18 protein-coding genes are annotated in these 15,362 nt (G+C 42.7%); 12 read left to right on the top strand and 6 right to left on the bottom strand.

Annotated features, from left to right (window positions below; all coding sequences use genetic code 11):
- Window positions 1–278 precede the first annotated feature (278 nt).
- From ACXQIQ_RS02595 to ACXQIQ_RS02580, 4 genes are read left to right on the top strand one after another with little or no spacing between them, the layout of a single operon-like run.
- Window positions 279–1,112, top strand: coding sequence for an electron transfer flavoprotein subunit beta/FixA family protein (locus tag ACXQIQ_RS02595; protein WP_439300292.1), 834 nt, complete (start codon window positions 279–281; stop codon window positions 1,110–1,112).
- Complete coding sequence (locus ACXQIQ_RS02590) at window positions 1,109–2,143, top strand: electron transfer flavoprotein subunit alpha/FixB family protein (RefSeq protein ID WP_439300293.1); 1,035 nt, start codon at window positions 1,109–1,111, stop codon at window positions 2,141–2,143. The genes ACXQIQ_RS02595 and ACXQIQ_RS02590 overlap by 4 nt, the downstream gene beginning before the upstream one ends.
- Window positions 2,127–3,422, top strand: a complete 1,296-nt coding sequence (locus tag ACXQIQ_RS02585) for an FAD-dependent oxidoreductase (protein ID WP_439300294.1) — start codon at window positions 2,127–2,129, stop codon at window positions 3,420–3,422. Before ACXQIQ_RS02590 ends, ACXQIQ_RS02585 begins: the two co-directional genes overlap by 17 nt.
- Entirely contained in the window at window positions 3,422–3,718 is a 297-nt protein-coding gene (locus tag ACXQIQ_RS02580) for a ferredoxin family protein (RefSeq protein ID WP_226548971.1), read from the top strand. Before ACXQIQ_RS02585 ends, ACXQIQ_RS02580 begins: the two co-directional genes overlap by 1 nt.
- A 173-nt stretch (window positions 3,719–3,891) precedes the next feature.
- Here ACXQIQ_RS02580 and ACXQIQ_RS02575 read toward each other — a convergent pair whose 3' ends face one another.
- The gene (locus ACXQIQ_RS02575; RefSeq protein ID WP_439300295.1) at window positions 3,892–4,206 is read right to left on the bottom strand and encodes a hypothetical protein; all 315 of its coding nucleotides are present in this window, start codon (window positions 4,204–4,206) and stop codon (window positions 3,892–3,894) included.
- 137 nt (window positions 4,207–4,343) lie between these two features.
- Window positions 4,344–4,502, bottom strand: coding sequence for a YjcZ family sporulation protein (locus ACXQIQ_RS02570; RefSeq protein ID WP_439300296.1), 159 nt, complete (start codon window positions 4,500–4,502; stop codon window positions 4,344–4,346).
- 117 nt (window positions 4,503–4,619) lie between these two features.
- Here ACXQIQ_RS02570 and ACXQIQ_RS02565 point away from each other — a divergent pair, with 117 nt between their 5' ends.
- Together ACXQIQ_RS02565 and ACXQIQ_RS02560 are read left to right on the top strand one after the other, a co-directional pair.
- On the top strand, window positions 4,620–4,757 hold the full coding sequence (locus ACXQIQ_RS02565) for a TlpA family protein disulfide reductase (RefSeq protein ID WP_439300297.1): 138 nt from the start codon (window positions 4,620–4,622) through the stop codon (window positions 4,755–4,757).
- A gap of 45 nt (window positions 4,758–4,802) precedes the next feature.
- Window positions 4,803–5,408 carry a TlpA family protein disulfide reductase gene (locus tag ACXQIQ_RS02560; RefSeq protein WP_439300298.1) on the top strand — a complete coding sequence of 202 codons (606 nt, stop codon included), beginning with the start codon at window positions 4,803–4,805 and terminating at the stop codon, window positions 5,406–5,408.
- Window positions 5,409–5,494: 86 nt separating this feature from the next.
- Here ACXQIQ_RS02560 and ACXQIQ_RS02555 read toward each other — a convergent pair whose 3' ends face one another.
- On the bottom strand, window positions 5,495–5,683 hold the full coding sequence (locus ACXQIQ_RS02555; protein WP_439301949.1) for a hypothetical protein: 189 nt from the start codon (window positions 5,681–5,683) through the stop codon (window positions 5,495–5,497).
- Complete coding sequence (locus tag ACXQIQ_RS02550) at window positions 5,617–5,769, bottom strand: hypothetical protein (protein ID WP_439302032.1); 153 nt, start codon at window positions 5,767–5,769, stop codon at window positions 5,617–5,619. Before ACXQIQ_RS02550 ends, ACXQIQ_RS02555 begins: the two co-directional genes overlap by 67 nt.
- 244 nt (window positions 5,770–6,013) lie before the next feature.
- On the opposite strand from ACXQIQ_RS02550, the gene ACXQIQ_RS02545 reads away from it, so the two are divergent.
- A complete protein-coding gene (locus tag ACXQIQ_RS02545; protein ID WP_439300299.1) occupies window positions 6,014–6,103 on the top strand; it encodes a YjcZ family sporulation protein in 90 nt (29 codons plus the stop codon).
- Between the two features lie 161 nt (window positions 6,104–6,264).
- Here the strand turns inward: ACXQIQ_RS02545 and ACXQIQ_RS02540 are convergent, their stop codons facing one another.
- The gene (locus tag ACXQIQ_RS02540) at window positions 6,265–8,022 is read right to left on the bottom strand and encodes a Rieske (2Fe-2S) protein (RefSeq protein WP_439301950.1); all 1,758 of its coding nucleotides are present in this window, start codon (window positions 8,020–8,022) and stop codon (window positions 6,265–6,267) included.
- Between the two features lie 179 nt (window positions 8,023–8,201).
- Between ACXQIQ_RS02540 and ACXQIQ_RS02535 the strand changes: the two genes are divergently transcribed.
- From ACXQIQ_RS02535 to ACXQIQ_RS02520, 4 genes are read left to right on the top strand one after another with little or no spacing between them, the layout of a single operon-like run.
- Complete coding sequence (locus ACXQIQ_RS02535) at window positions 8,202–9,734, top strand: spore germination protein (protein ID WP_439300300.1); 1,533 nt, start codon at window positions 8,202–8,204, stop codon at window positions 9,732–9,734.
- A gap of 13 nt (window positions 9,735–9,747) precedes the next feature.
- Entirely contained in the window at window positions 9,748–10,944 is a 1,197-nt protein-coding gene (locus ACXQIQ_RS02530; RefSeq protein ID WP_439300301.1) for a Ger(x)C family spore germination protein, read from the top strand.
- 4 nt (window positions 10,945–10,948) lie between these two features.
- Window positions 10,949–11,182: a hypothetical protein gene (locus ACXQIQ_RS02525; RefSeq protein ID WP_439300302.1), complete on the top strand. Its 234-nt coding sequence runs from the start codon at window positions 10,949–10,951 to the stop codon at window positions 11,180–11,182.
- 15 nt (window positions 11,183–11,197) lie between these two features.
- Entirely contained in the window at window positions 11,198–12,295 is a 1,098-nt protein-coding gene (locus ACXQIQ_RS02520) for a GerAB/ArcD/ProY family transporter (RefSeq protein WP_439300303.1), read from the top strand.
- Window positions 12,296–12,298: 3 nt separating this feature from the next.
- Here the strand turns inward: ACXQIQ_RS02520 and ACXQIQ_RS02515 are convergent, their stop codons facing one another.
- Window positions 12,299–13,342 (bottom strand): DUF2515 family protein, encoded by a 1,044-nt coding sequence (locus ACXQIQ_RS02515; RefSeq protein WP_439300304.1) that lies wholly within the window; start codon window positions 13,340–13,342, stop codon window positions 12,299–12,301.
- Between the two features lie 70 nt (window positions 13,343–13,412).
- Here ACXQIQ_RS02515 and shc point away from each other — a divergent pair, with 70 nt between their 5' ends.
- Window positions 13,413–15,293: a squalene--hopene cyclase gene (shc, locus tag ACXQIQ_RS02510; RefSeq protein ID WP_439300305.1), complete on the top strand. Its 1,881-nt coding sequence runs from the start codon at window positions 13,413–13,415 to the stop codon at window positions 15,291–15,293.
- Window positions 15,294–15,362 lie beyond the last annotated feature (69 nt).

Below are 15,362 nucleotides of genomic sequence, written 5' to 3'. Positions count from 1 at the left end.
GGATCACCACCTTTCAATACAAAGGTAATCTTCTATTTTCTTTCATCCAAAATTATACATTAAATGTTTGAATATTTTAAATTTTAAAACGAAAATAGAACAAGATTGATAGGAATGAACTAATTAATACAACTCTAGTCGTATTCCTTTTCCGTGTTTGGTTAGATTTCATCTCTAAAATCAGCATTATCACCATCTCTCGTTAATATAGTTAAAGTGTATAGACAATTCATAAGTACGAGAATTGTACGATTTTCGTAGAAAAGGAGAGGTGTCCAATGCTACATATCGTCGCTTGCATCAAGCAAGTGCCTGATACGAAAATCATCAAGATGAATCCTAAAACCAATACCATGGATCGGGCCAGTGCGCCGGCGATTTTGAACCCATATGATGCTCATGCTGTGGAAGAGGCTGTCAGAATCAAGAAACGATATGGAGGTATCGTTTCTGTATTGACGATGGGACCGCCGCCAGCGGTCAAGGCCATCAAGAAATGTATTGAAATCGGAGCTGATGAAGGCTATATGATTTCTGACCGGAAATTTGCTGGTGCTGACACATTGGCAACGAGTTATGCTCTGACGAAAGCCATTGAAAAGATTTCGAAAATCAGACCTGTCGACCTGGTCCTGTGTGGGAAGATGACCATCGACGGTGATACTGGACAAGTCGGTCCAGGAATCGCCAGGCGTTTGGATATTCCACCTTTGACCTCGGTCAAAAAGGTAGAGGTTATCAATAAAGACGAGGGATATGTCATCGTCCACCGTAAGATTGAAGATGGACATGAAGTCATCCAATCCAGTCTTCCTTGTCTCATGTCCGTAGAGAAAGAAATTAATGAAGTGCCTTATTCGCCTTTTCCGAATATGCTCAAAGCTGCACGATACGAACCACATATTTGGTCAGTCGATGATTTAGAAGAGGTGGACATTAAGCAATTAGGATTGAAGGGTTCTCCGACCATCGTAGCGAAAGTTTGGGCACCTCCTAAACCTGAAGGCGGTAAGATGCTTGAAGGAAATGCGGAAGAACAAGTGAATCAGCTTCTTTCTGTCGTTTTAGAGAAGAAAGAACTGTTCCGTTTGAAAGGAGGTTCTTCATCATGAATTTTGAAGACTACAGCGGTGTATGGGTGTTTTTGGAGGAAGATGGAGATTCGGTCGCTCCTGTTTCTCTTGAATTGTTAGGGGCTGGTAGAAGGCTGGCGGACAAACGAGGCGTTAAACTGGGCGGCATCATCATCGGGAATGATGTGAAGCATCTGTCGACCGTTGCGTTTGAATACGGGGCAGATGTCGTCTATGTCTATGATCAGGAGATTTTCACCCATTACAGGACCGAATCTTACATGAAGGCGTTGCTCCATTGTAGTGAAAAGCATAAACCAGAAATCATACTGTTTGGTGCAACTTCAACAGGAAAAGACCTTGCAAGCGCTGTCGCGACAGACTTACCAACGGGGCTGACTGCTGATACGACCGAGTTGGATGTAGAGGAAGACACCGGGTTATTGCTCGCAAGTCGCCCTGCATTCGGTGGAAATATCATGGCAACGATTTTATGTAAAAAGTACCGACCTCAGATGGCGACAGTCCGTCCGAAGGTGATGAAAGCACTAGAGCCTGAAGAAGGACGAGTTGGTGAGCTCGTCGAGGAATCGATAGACGTTAAGGAAGATGATATTCGTACAAAAGTATTGGAAATCGTCAAAACGACGACAAAGAAAGTGCGAATTGATGAAGCCGATATCGTGGTGGCTGGTGGAAAAGGACTAGGAAGTGCAGAAGGATTCAAGCTGATTCATCAATTAGCGAATACATTAGGCGGAGCAGTCGGAGCGAGCCGAGATGTCGTCGAAGCCGGTTGGATCGAGCACCACCATCAGGTCGGGCAGACAGGTGTTACCGTCACTCCGAAAATATATATAGCGGTCGGCATTTCAGGAGCGATCCAACACCTCGTCGGAATGAAAAATTCCGGTATGATCATCGCCATCAATAAAGATCCGGATGCAGCCATATTTGAAGCTTGTCATTACGGAATAGTGGGAGATGCTTTTGAAATCCTCCCGTTAATGATCAAAGCGTTTGATCAGGAATTGTCCAGGAAGGAGGTCGACCATGCCAGAGAAGTTTGATTGTATCATCGTCGGTGCAGGGCCAGCTGGAATTTCATGTGCTTTCGAACTAGCCAAAGGAGGAGCGAAGGTTCTTCTATTGGAAAGAGGCGAGTACCCTGGATCCAAAAACGTCATGGGCGGTGTCCTGTACAGAAAAATGATGGAGGACGTCATTCCTGATTTCTATAAAGAAGCACCCCTTGAAAGACCGATTGTTGAACAACGGTTCATGATGATGGATAAGGAGTCTGCCGTCACTTTCGGATACAAAGGGATGGAATGGGGGCAAGAACCATATAACAACTTCACCGTCTTGCGTGCCAAGTTCGATCAATGGTTCGCATCGAAGGCGGTTGAACAAGGAGCTTTGTTAGTCAATGAAACCGTCGTAACTGAATGTATTGTTGAAAAAGGAAAGGTCATCGGCGTCAGGACCGATCGACCGGACGGAGACGTATTTGCTGATGTGGTCGTTTTAGCAGATGGTGTGAATTCACTTCTGGCAAAATCACTTGGCTTCCATAAAGAATACAAACCTGATGAAGTTGCACTCGCCACGATGGAAATCTTGAAGCTCGATAAGAAGATCATAGAAGACCGCTTCAATCTCGAACCGAATCAAGGCTGTACAATCGAATTGTTCGGAGATGCCACGAAAGGCATCCTGGGGACCGGTTTCCTATATACAAATAAAGATTCGTTAAGCATCGGTGTCGGAACGTTATTATCCGGATTGATCAAACATAAGATTAGACCATACGAATTATTGGATTACGTGAAAGGTCATCCGATGATCAGACCGTATCTGCAAGGGGGAGAGCAGCAAGAATATTTGGCCCACTTGATTCCAGAAGGCGGCTATAAATCAATGGGGAAAGTCGTTGGTAATGGCGTCATCGTGGTTGGAGATGCTGCACAACTCGTGAACGCTATTCACCGTGAAGGATCGAACCTTGCGATGACTTCCGGAAGATATGCTGCTGAAACAGTCCTGGATGCAATGGAAAAAGAGGATTTTTCAGAGGGGACACTGGATCAGTACCGTGTGAAGCTGATGGCGAGCTTCGTCGGTCAAGATATGAAAAAGTACAAAGACTCCACTCATCATTTTGATAAATTCCCGCAATACTTCGACCAGTATATTCCTATGATGAATCGTGCTGCCAGTCAGATGTTCACAGTGGACGGTACGTCTAAATGGGAAAAGCAGAAGAAGATTTGGAAAGACATCGGATCTCCAAGGGAAAAGATCAAAATCGCCCGGGATATGTACCGGGCATGGAAGGTGATGAAATAATGAGTGAGGAGAAGAAAACACAATCCATTGAAGAAAAGCAGTACCTCGTCCGATTCAACGCAGACACGAAGTCCCATCTTCATGTGAAGAATCCTGAAATCTGTATGACCGATTGTCCAGATAAGATCTGTACACTTTTTTGTCCGGCAGAAATTTATAAGTGGGAAGACATCCGGATGCACATCGGATATGAAGGTTGTCATGAGTGTGGGAGCTGCCGAATCGGATGTCCACATGAAAACATCGACTGGGTCTACCCGAAAGGCGGTCACGGGATCATCTTCAGGTTAGGTTAGATAAGGTTGGAGAGCTGGTTCAATAAGAACCAGCTCTTTTTTTCTATCCATCAAAAAAACACCTCATCATAAGGTGTTGCCTTTTTATCAATCAGATACATATGTATTTGTTTATGTACACTATTTCACAAACCACTTCAAAAAGAGAGGAAGGTAGGCTTCATTCTCTTTTTTTATTTAACAATCGTAACCAACTGATCTTCTTTCGCCATTTTCTCCAACTGACTCGTGTAGTCAATGGCTTTATGAATGGAAGAGAAACGTTCAGATACGAAGTAAGGAAGCTTATAATTGAATCCTCCACACTTTTTCGAAGGGAAGACGACCACGTTCCAATGGTAAGCCCCTGTATCTTTATCCATTTCACTACCCTCTAATACAATCAACCAATGTGTACATGTCTCACAATCTACTGAACTACGATCAGATTCTCCGATGGTGATCAGAGCTCTCTGATAAAATTCACCGTAGTTCGGGACGTTCCTCATAGACCTCACTCCCTTGATATTAGAACTGAAAAATTGTCTTATAACAGTATATGTACGACCAAGACGAATGATTATAGAATTGTCAGAAAACATATAAAAAAATGAGATTGACAAACGTCAACCTCATCTCATTCCAATTAATAGAAGAACCCGCCGCCACCTCCGCAGCAGAATCCTCCTCGACGACGTCGAGTACCACCAACGCAAGCAGCTCCTACGATAATCAATAGGATGAACAAGATTACGAGAAGCGCAAAAGTTCTCCCACTGATTCCACCTACAGCATCATCACTCATATTCAAAACCTCCTTTCATATCTACTATATGTGTATTGGATTCGATGTGGACAGGCTATCGAATAGCTACAAGAAAAATGGGCATATATTTTTTCATTTAATTCAGGAGCCTTTATAATGGTTGGCAAAGGAGATGATGTCATGTTGCTTGAAACTATACCGGATGTGCAACTACAGGACCTTGACGGGAAAACTTTTTCAACGGCACAACTGAAGGGCAAGAAAGCACTGATCTTCATGTGGGCATCCTGGTGAAGATGCCGGGAGCAACTGCCTGGATGGCAGGAATTCTATGAGCAAATGGCAAGAGAAGATTTTGAGATTTTATCTGTAGCAGTCGATCTACAAGGTCCTGAAGTGGTCAAACCTTATGTGGAAGGAACCACATTCACGACAGTCGTTGATACGGAGAACAAACTGAGTAGTCTTTTCCAATTTAAAATTGTCCCGAACGGAATTTTTGTAGATGAAAATGGAACGATTAGGTTGATCAAGCAAGGCTTTAAAGTGACGGAGAAAACACATCTCGATGCCGTCAAGCAGTTACTGGACGAAAAAGTAGAAAAGATAGAGTTGGAAGACTCCTATTATTCACCACCATCCCAAGTCGAACAGGTGCAAATCCAACTGGCCGAAACAAAATACAAGCTCGGTATGCAATACTTGAAAAACGAACAAAAGGAAGATGCATTGAAGGAACTGGACGAAGCCCTTCAGTTAGATCCGGATAACTTCCTTATTCGAAAGCAAAGATGGTATATCCGCCACCCTGAGAAATTTACGGATAAGATCGATACCGACTGGCAACAAACGCTTCTGAAACAAGAGAGGGAAGAAGAGGCGAAGAAGAACGGTGAGCTTGATTGTGGTCCTGAAGGGTGTGAAATCCCAGGAACCAGTCAGTAGTCTAAAATCAATAAAACCTGAATTCTATGTATCTAGAGGACTCTTCAGAGTTCCTCTTTTTTTTATGAAATGATTATAAGATTAAACTAATAACGGGCGAAGAAAGTCTTGATTCTCATGAAACGATACATGATTCGTGCATGTCGACCTACCTCTGTGTCATATTGCATTTCCTCTCGTAACCTCTCCATGAATTCCAGGTCACATTCTAAACAAGGTCCATACATTTCATAACACTCATCATGTATTTTACAAGCAGCATCAACATCGTTAATTGGAAACCCTGGTCCGCTGCAGCCGGGTCCACAATATCTGTAACCTGGAAAAATACAAAAACCCTTCTTGGTTCGCCGATCTTCAAACATTTTTTGAACCTCCCTTGTCACCTACTAGGTATCTATGAACTAGTAATACTATATGACTTGTCCAATGGGATGGATTGTTTGAACACCTAACAATTCACGGAAAAGACTGGCTCTTAATGAAGATTTGCAAAAAATGTGTACAACCTTCTAGTACACTTGTCCAAACAAAAGTGCCAGACATGCATACGGTGATAATAAGAAGTAAACCTTCTTTAATTCACTGGAGAAAGGAGTTTTTTTATGTCATACGGACGTGGAAATGGTTTCGCTTTGATCGTCGTATTGTTTGTCCTACTCATCATTGTAGGGTGTGCTTTCGTAAGCTGGTAGGACCTTTCCTGTAGAAGTCAGGTGAGGTAAGTAAAGAGGGTGGCTATCATAGTCACCTTTTTCTATTCTTAAATGAGATACATGTGAGGAAGTTGCGGTGATTTTTTACATAAAAATGCTCCATCAGCGTGTAGGCCGATAGAGCACTATTATTTTTACCATTATTCTTCTTCAAATAGCCTCTCTCCGCGTTGTAGCCTCATCGCAATGGTAGCCATGTGTGGCATTTCGCGGGAAGTTGGAGCGTGACCTGCAAGATAGCGGGTGACAGCAACAATCAACGTTTCCTGAGCCCGTTTTGCGAGAGAACTTTCATCCTTTTCCCATTCATCATGTTCCATTAATGCTGCTTCATACATTTGGAAAGAGTGGAATTCAGCATCCTCCCGTAATAAAGCATGCCCTAATGTATTGAAGAGACTTGATTTATCACCATTATTGGAAAGATAGGTCACCACCCATTTCGCAGCCTCCGTAACTTGCTGCTGCTTATTCATAAGATCCAGCAGTTCAGATAGGTTATCAGAATCTAACGGCTCGTCGGTCGGTTTCGGCTTTCTTGCTTTCGGCATGTTCAAAAACCGGTCCAAATAAACGCTCATCGCCGCATGGAAAACACCGCGTGTCAATTCAACCGTTCTCGAACGTTTCAACGATTGATGCACCGCATGCGCATGGGTGAAAGTGTGCAATACTGTAATCCAATCGCTGAAATCATTCTGCGTATGAAAATGGGCGATCCGTTCGGCTGCTGCTAATGAAACCAGCTGCGCAAGTCTCTCAGGAGAAAGACCACTTTCTAATGATTCCATCATAACCTGTACGGTTTCCACAGGTCGATCAGATAGGATCTGCTCAAGAATCGCTTCTTCATCAATGGATGTCTCTGATCCTTCATTTTTTAGAATATCAGGAAGTTTTTCAAACGCTTGGTGTAAGGGTTTAACCAAATTGACCGGCGATTGCCAACTGTGTGATTCTTCACTTCGAGTTACATTCGAAATCCCTGGTAAGAGGGAAGAAAGAATGTACGGACGAGATTCATCCCCGATATGCTCCAATATTTCGAACGCTTTGTTATGGAAATCAAGGGTATGTCCGGCATTGATGTAAAAGTGGTCTGTAACAGCAGTCATCATCATATCTGAAATCTGTTCATCGGACCAACACGTTTCAATTGCAGTCAACAGTACTCGTTCAGCACCTTGCTGGTCCCGGACTTCGACACAATGTCGATACCATTTCATCAATTGTTCTTTCGTTTGATTTTCTCCAAGATCGGTTTGCGGCAAAGAGCCTAACAAAAAACGTGTCCCCATCCCTGAACTTTCTCTTGCAACATGTACCAATCCTTGATACAACGCTAAAATCTGACCTGTTTTATCAAGTTTGGGCAAGACGTTCGTCATGGCTGTCAAAATTGTCAAACCTGATCTCCAGCCACTTTGCCGATGTTTCGTGCCGAACTCAATTCCTACTTTGGAAATTTCAGTAGGGGACACGCCTGCTTCGACCAACCCGACGACTGCCTTGGCAATTACAAGGCTTAAACTTTGTTCTAGTCCTTCTCGTAACCGTCTTTGGAGTTTCTGGATGGTGGTTTTCTGATGAGGGACCGGTACGACATACACTTGATCATTTACAACTTCAACCGGATAAGTCGGTACATCATCTGCCCATGGGTCGAGTGTTCCGCCACTTTTCACATCAAAGCGTGCATGGTGCCAATGACAAGTGAGGATACCATCGCACAAGCTTCCCATATGAAGCGGGAACCCCATATGTGGGCAACGATTATCCACAGCGTGAATTTCTCCATCATGCACAAAGACAGCAATTCCATGATTCCCGCCTTTAATGACTTTTGCGCCTTCTTGTTTCAAATTTTCAATTGATCCTGCTTCGATTTTTTCTTCCAACATGTGAACCCTCCTTTGTTTTTCTACACCTATTAGTTTAAATTAACGATTTTCATCTTGAATCCTTCATAAGTAGAAACATCTCTCATTCAAAAGTCTGAGATGAACAATTTCCAAATAATGCATAAAGGCGAATCTACATGGAAAGCTAAAAGAAATGAACAGCAGGAGAGTTCTTCATGGGCTATCGAAAAAAACCGATCCGAAAATCTTTAGACAAGTCAGAACCTCACGCTTTCGAAGTTACCGATCGACCAAGACCGCTTTCTTCAAACATGGAAGAAAATGTGGAGGTCATTACACAAGCCCTGGGAAACAGTTCCGATTTACAAGTGAAAAGATTCACGCTCATGTCGGCAAAATCGAAGAACGCGTCTCTGATCTTTTTGAAGGGGATTGTAGATGCTTCAACAGTCAATCATTTTACGACGAATTTGGTCATTCAAAGAACGGATGAGGTTACTCAACAATCTAAGGAATTGCCGATCGGTGAACTTGAACAGTTTGAGAATCTGAATGAATTAATACAATCCATCCTATCAGGTGATGCGGTATTACTGATGGAGGGTGAAGAGCTTGGTTATGTAATTGATGCGGACAATCAAAATTTCAGAGGTGTTCAGGAGTCTACGGCTGAACCTGTGGTCCGGGGACCGAAAGAGGCCTTCACGGAATCCATTGAACTGAATACAGCTATGGTTCGGAGAAAAATCAGAGATCCGAACTTACGGGTCAAATCCAAGGTCATTGGACGCTCCACCCGGACAGATGTAGCAGTCTTGTTTCTTGAAGGAGTGGTCAATGAAAAGATCGTAGAAGAAGTCAATCAACGGCTTGACCGGATCGACATCGATGCGATTTTAGAAAGTGGAAACATAGAGGAATTGATAGAAGATGAGACGTATTCACCGTTTCCAACTACATTCAATTCTGAAAAACCGGATGTCATCGCTGCTGGATTGTTGGAAGGCAAAGTCGCCATTATTGTAAACGGATCCCCATTCGTCTTATTGGTTCCAGCCCTTTTCGTACAATTCTTCCATTCAGCAGAAGATTCCTACCAGCGGTGGGACATATCAAGTTTACTGCGATTATTAAGGGTTTTCAGCTTCTTCGTCTCCTTGCTTGGGCCTGCTTTTTACATTGCACTGAGTACATTCCATCAAGAGATGTTGCCGACGAATCTGTTGATCAGTCTTGCTGCACAAAGAGAAGGGATCCCTTTTCCAGCCATTTTCGAAGCGATTTTAATGGAAGTGACGCTTGAGATACTGAGAGAAGCGGGAATTCGATTGCCTGTCGCTGTTGGACAGACGATATCCATTGTAGGGGCATTAGTCGTTGGACAGGCAGCTGTGGAAGCTGGCTTCGTTTCGCCTGCCATGGTCATCGTCGTTTCCATCACAGCGATTTCAAATTTCATCATTCCTTCGTACAATTTGGCCATTTCAATCCGTATACTTCGATTTTTATTTATGATGTTTGCTGCTACATTCGGTCTTTATGGAATAGCTTTAGGATTATTCGCGCTTTCCTTACATCTCTGTAGCTTACGTTCATTTGGTATTCCATACATGTCGCCATTGGCACCATCAAATTTGCAAGACCAGAAAGATACCCTTATCCGTTTGCCACAAAATCTTTTATTCACTCGACCTAAACTGTTGAGTCAGAAGGATGTCGTCCGACAAAAGACAAAAGGGTCAAAATGAAAGGGAGATCGTGATGAAACTGAGATTGATCGTAGTCTATATTTCCCTTCTCATCTTAAGCGGGTGTTGGAACAGCAGGGAATTGAATGAAATTGGAATAGCGGTGGGTTTAGGAATCGATAAGACAGAAGATGATCAAGTTCTTCTCACTGTCCAACTGGTCAATCCTGCTGAAATCTCGACAAAACAATCCGGTGGATCACGTGCACCGATTGTAACGTATCAAGAAAAAGGGGATTCACTGTTTGAAGCCTTACGAAGGATGACCAAAACCGTCCCTCGTAAAACGTATTTTCCACACCTACGGATGCTCGTAATTGGAGAGAAGGCTGCTGAAGAAGGTATTGCCACTTCGCTAGATTTAATGGAACGTGATCAGGAATTCCGACCTGATTTTTACGTCGTCATTGCAAAGGATCACGATGCACAAGACATTCTTGATCTCTTGGTACCTGTCGAAAAGATTACAGCGCAAAACCTTTTTACCAAGCTGGAAACTTCATCAAAAGTTTGGGCACCTACCGCCGCTTTGAAATTCGGAGATTTGCTGGATCAGTTTACAAGCCAGGGTAAGCATCCTGTCATCAGTGGTGTACAGATTATAGGGGATGAGAAAGCAGGAAAACAGATGGAAAATTTACAGTCAGTAGATCCATCGACGAGACTTCAATACAATGATTTGGCAGTTTTTGAAGGGGATCGATTAAAAGGCTGGCTGGATGAGTCTCAGAGCAAAGGGTACAACTATATCATCAGTGATGTCACCAGCACAATTGTGAACATTCCTTGTAAGGAAGAAAAGGACAGCATATCCATAGAGATATTGAATACAAATTCAAAAATGACCAGCAAAATGATGAATGGTCAGCCTCATATGGAGGTAAATGTAAAAGCTACTGGGAACGTAGGAGAGGTCGAGTGTCCTATCAATTTGCAGACTTCCGAAACGATCGAGCGATTGGAGAAGCAAACCGAGAAAGATATTGAAATGCAAATCAACCATGCAATCACTGTAGCGAAAGAAGATTTCCAGCTTGATATTTTTGGTTTTGGAGATGAGATCCATCGTGCACATCCTGCTTATTGGAAACGCATCAAATCAAAATGGGATGAAACTTTCGTCGATATGCCAATTAACGTCAAGGTTGAGGTGAATATCCGTCAATCCGGAAGAAGAAGTAATCCATTCATCAATAACTTGAAGGAGTAATCCCATGTGGAATTTCTTATTCATTTTCATTGCAATCATTATTATTATCGGTATGGATGGTGTTCCCTTATGGAAGGTACGCAACAAAAGGGCATTGTTGGTATTCGGGGTTACATTGTGTATCGGTCTCGGATTGTTGATCTATCAGAATACGGGAAGAATGATTCCATCACCATTATTATGGATACAATCGATATTAAGTCCGATCACAGAAAAGTTTTATGAAATCTTCAAGTAACAAAGGAGGATGGAGATGATTGAAAAGGGAAAGATCAGTGTCCGCCAATTTACGATCCTCGTTCTTTTTTATGTCATCGGAACAACGATTTTGGTCATTCCATCTATCCTTGCTACTAATGCGAAACAAGATACATGGATATCCGGCTTAATCAGTTTAGGGATAGGGTTATCTGTAACCCTCTTATATTATAAGCTTGCATCAAAGTACCCAGAGAAAAATTTTGCGGAGATCCTGGAAGCCCTCTTTGGGAAATGGATCGGAAAGATCGTCTCCATCATTTACCTCATCTTGTTCGTGTTTCTGCTTTGTGTTTTTGTACTTAGGGACATAGGGGATTTCATGGTGACGGTGATGATGGTCGAAACACCGATACAAGCTATCCATATCAGTTTTCTACTTGTTGTCATCCTAGCGGTTCGACTAGGGTTGGAGACGTTTTCCCGTGCTGGTGAATTATTTCTTCCCTGGGTCCTTCTGTTATATTTTGTTTTATTGTTCACGATTGCTCCTCAAATCGACATACGTAAGGTACAACCTGTGTTAGAGAACGGACTCAAACCGGTCCTTCATGCAAGCTTTTCCTTTCTCACATTTCCTTTTTTAGAACTCATCGTATTCATGATGATCATACCGTATGTGAACCGACCTGAAAAAACGAAGAATGGAATGTTGATCGGCACAATGGTTGGTGGCGTTCTTCTTATACTTGTTTCATCAGTTTCTATACTGGTTGCTGGAGTAGAAGAGACGACAGAAAGCATATATTCAAGTTATGACCTTGCAAAACAAATCAATCTGGGAGGATTCTTCCAACGAGTTGAAGCGATGGTGGCATTCATTTGGTTTACAACGGTCTTCATGAAGCTGACGATCTTAACATACGTCGTATCGCTAGGGCTCGCACAGACACTCGAAATCAAGGATTATAAAGTGCTGACTTTGCCACTAGGATTGCTTATGTACGTACTGGCAAATAATATTTTTCCAAATGTGGCATTTCTCATTGAGTTCACCGAAACGATGCAAATTTACGTATTTCTGTTCGGATTTGTGTTTCCTCTCATTTTATGGGGCGTTTCCCTCGTAAGAAGAGAAGATACACTAAATTGAACCTCACCTACGCTCAAATATCGCTTTCTTTGTGTATACCGCAAGGCTGAGTTTTTCCAGTGAGCTGCAGTAGTTCTTTTTAACACTGTTACTCTCATCTCCAAGTGTTGGAGAAAACAAGTCATTCGGCAATGCTCCTTGGTACCAATCGTGAATCATTGGAGCTTCATGGTCCACATCAGGCCATACATATTGAAGTTGTGGACTGTAAAGTTTCGGGACACCTTTTTTCAAGTTGCAGGATTTGATTTGTGGGTTGAATAGTCTACCTGGCAAGGAAACTTTCACATCATGGAAGAGGTGTGGCCAGAAGTCTTTTCTTGATGCCGTATGATTTTGTTTGAAAGCCCAGTTGAGTACGGATTGTAGGTGACCTGAAGACTGGAAAAGAATCGCATACAGACATTTTCCGATGCTGATTCGTTCCTCTAGGGACGTAAAATCGTGAACGATGCGACCAAGTAAATTAACTCTACTGGATCCTTCTTCATAGGGAAATAGAATGTAGTTGAGATTCAACAGGTCTTGGAGGGCAAACGATGTTTTGTCCATGATCTTCACTTTATATTCTTCATTCTGGATAATTCTTGTTTCAATATAGTTCTGTTCATTGATGATCAGAGCGATGGTCAACTTGGACTGATCCTCGTCGCGCCAAAAGTCATTCCAGTTCTTTTCCATGAAACGTGAAACATGAAAATGATGAAGTAATGAAAACAAAGGAGCTCGCTGTCTCTTACTAGCTTCATAAAGCAATAACTGAGGAAAAGCATCCTGGAAAATCAACCAATTTCCCCGTTCAAGCCACATGAAATAATGAGTCCTTTCCTCTTCAGAAAGAAGCTTAGGAAGAAATTCTCCTTTCAGATCCGTCATATTCCAACCAGCATTTCTCGAGACCATGTGGGCAAGGAAAGACCAGTCAATTTCAGGGTTCCTTCGAAAATAGTCCAAGTAAGCCATCGTCCTGGTTACGTTGTTTACGTTCAATGCTTTGGTCTCTTGTTGGATGGAGTGTACAAGCTCCATATAATGAGAATCATGCATATTTGCACCTCCTCTAAGTGTGATGTCCACTCAAACCTCTGAATAAGATGGTGAAAGGAGGTTGATGACGTTGGTAGATAACATTGAACAAGAAATGGAACGGATCGTAGCCAAATTGTTGAGCAATCAATCTTCAGATGGATCTTGGAATTATGCATTTGAAACGGGTATAGCGACCGATGCCTATACCATCATTTTATTACGAAGTTTGGGAATACATGAGGAGGGTTTCATTCAGTCGTTAAAGGAAAGACTCCTCCGAAAGCAAGAGGGAGATGGATCGTGGAAACTGTTCAAGGACCAACCGAATGGAGACTTGTCATCGACTATTCAAGCCTATAATGCCTTACTCTATTCAGGCTATGTAAAGAAAGATGATCCCTATATGGAGAAGGCTTCATCCTTCATAACACGAGAGGGAGGTATAGAGCATGCTGGTACATTTACGAAATTCCTGCTCGCTCTTACAGGACAGTATGACTGGTCTTCCATCGTATCCATGCCGATTGAGATTATGCTTTTCCCCTTAAAAGCTCCATTAAATTTTTATGATTTTTCTGTATTCGGGAGAGCGAACCTTGCCCCCGTGTTGATTCTTAGGGAAAAGAAATTTCAATTGCCAACTTCATATACTCCAGATCTTAAGCATCTGTATACATCTGAACAAAAGAGAACGAGTGTATCTCAGACGAGAGAATGGCGTGGCATGTTAACAATAATCAATGAACAATTACAAAAATTATCAGAAACACCTGAGAAACTGAAAGCAAAAAGCATCGAAGCGGCTTTACAATATATGCTGAAACGAATTGAACCTGATGGAACACTCCTAAGCTACTACAGTGCGACCTTTTTCATGATCTTTGCTCTGTTGTCGCTCGGTTATCCTAAAAATCATCCATTAATCATCAACGCATGTAGAGGTATTTTCAGCATGGCGGATCATATGGATGGAACCATCCATATGCAATATACGACTGCAGATGTGTGGAATACTTCCTTGATCAGTCATACGCTACAAGATGCTGGTTTGTCTTACACAATACCAGCCATACAAAAAGCGAATCAGTATTTATTGACCCGTCAACAATACAAATTCGGTGATTGGGTGTTGAACAATCCAGACACCATTCCAGGAGGATGGGGTTTTTCCAATATCAATACAATCAACCCAGATGTAGATGATACGACCGCAAGTCTACGTGCCATTCGAACGCAAGTGTCCGAAAATCCCTCCTATCAGCAATATTGGAAGAGCGGCCTGAAATGGATACTGTCGATGCAGAATCAGGATGGTGGGTGGCCTGCTTTTGAAAGAGGGGTTGATAAGAAATGGTTGGCGCTTGCTCCCATTCAAGGAGCGGAATACCTTCTCCTGGATCCCTCTACTGCAGATTTGACAGGGAGAACGTTAGAGTTTCTAGGGAACTATACGCAATTGAATAGAAATCATCCCGCCATCAAAAAGGGGCTGAAATGGCTCGCACAAAACCAACGTGAAGATGGTTCCTGGTATGGGAGGTGGGGCATCTGTTACATCTATGGGACTTGGGCGGCTCTGACCGGCATGGCTGCATGTGGAAAAGGTAAGGATGATAAGACCGTAAAGCGAGCCGTCGATTGGCTTTACTCCATACAAAACCAGGATGGCGGATGGGGGGAGTCCTGCAATAGTGATATTGAACGAAAATACATCCCCCTTGGAGAAAGTACGTTGACACAGACCGCCTGGGCTTTAGATGCTCTGATTTCGATATCAGACGTCCCAAATGCGAAGATAGACAATGGCATCGATTTTCTAGTCAGAAATGGCAATAAAGAAGGATGGACCGAACAATACCCGAAAGGTCAGGGGATGGCAGCTGGATTTTACATCCACTACCACAGTTACCGGTATATTTGGCCACTTATGGCATTGAGTCATTATCGGAACAAGTATGGGTTGGTATAGGTGCTTAGGAGGGTGGTCCTTACTCAAAGATCACTCTCTTACCGTTCACAATGCTCATTAATAGTTGTA

The organism is Pseudalkalibacillus sp. Hm43 (genome assembly GCF_054170705.1).
The sequence above is the reverse complement of the archived record's forward strand: the minus strand, read 5'-3'. Positions and strand labels throughout refer to the sequence as shown.

Excerpts from the sequence above, each read along its gene's own strand:
- ACXQIQ_RS02515 (WP_439300304.1), bottom strand. The coding sequence starts at position 13,342 with ATGCATGATTCTCATTATATGGAGCTTGTACACTCCATCCAACAAGAG.
- ACXQIQ_RS02585 (WP_439300294.1), top strand. The coding sequence starts at position 2,127 with ATGCCAGAGAAGTTTGATTGTATCATCGTCGGTGCAGGGCCAGCTGGA.
- ACXQIQ_RS02560 (WP_439300298.1), top strand. The coding sequence starts at position 4,803 with ATGGCAAGAGAAGATTTTGAGATTTTATCTGTAGCAGTCGATCTACAA.
- ACXQIQ_RS02520 (WP_439300303.1), top strand. The coding sequence starts at position 11,198 with ATGATTGAAAAGGGAAAGATCAGTGTCCGCCAATTTACGATCCTCGTT.
- ACXQIQ_RS02545 (WP_439300299.1), top strand. The coding sequence starts at position 6,014 with ATGTCATACGGACGTGGAAATGGTTTCGCTTTGATCGTCGTATTGTTT.
- ACXQIQ_RS02570 (WP_439300296.1), bottom strand. The coding sequence starts at position 4,502 with ATGAGTGATGATGCTGTAGGTGGAATCAGTGGGAGAACTTTTGCGCTT.
- ACXQIQ_RS02525 (WP_439300302.1), top strand. The coding sequence starts at position 10,949 with ATGTGGAATTTCTTATTCATTTTCATTGCAATCATTATTATTATCGGT.
- ACXQIQ_RS02575 (WP_439300295.1), bottom strand. The coding sequence starts at position 4,206 with ATGAGGAACGTCCCGAACTACGGTGAATTTTATCAGAGAGCTCTGATC.
- ACXQIQ_RS02580 (WP_226548971.1), top strand. The coding sequence starts at position 3,422 with ATGAGTGAGGAGAAGAAAACACAATCCATTGAAGAAAAGCAGTACCTC.
- ACXQIQ_RS02535 (WP_439300300.1), top strand. The coding sequence starts at position 8,202 with ATGGGCTATCGAAAAAAACCGATCCGAAAATCTTTAGACAAGTCAGAA.
- ACXQIQ_RS02595 (WP_439300292.1), top strand. The coding sequence starts at position 279 with ATGCTACATATCGTCGCTTGCATCAAGCAAGTGCCTGATACGAAAATC.
- ACXQIQ_RS02565 (WP_439300297.1), top strand. The coding sequence starts at position 4,620 with ATGGTTGGCAAAGGAGATGATGTCATGTTGCTTGAAACTATACCGGAT.
- ACXQIQ_RS02530 (WP_439300301.1), top strand. The coding sequence starts at position 9,748 with ATGAAACTGAGATTGATCGTAGTCTATATTTCCCTTCTCATCTTAAGC.
- ACXQIQ_RS02590 (WP_439300293.1), top strand. The coding sequence starts at position 1,109 with ATGAATTTTGAAGACTACAGCGGTGTATGGGTGTTTTTGGAGGAAGAT.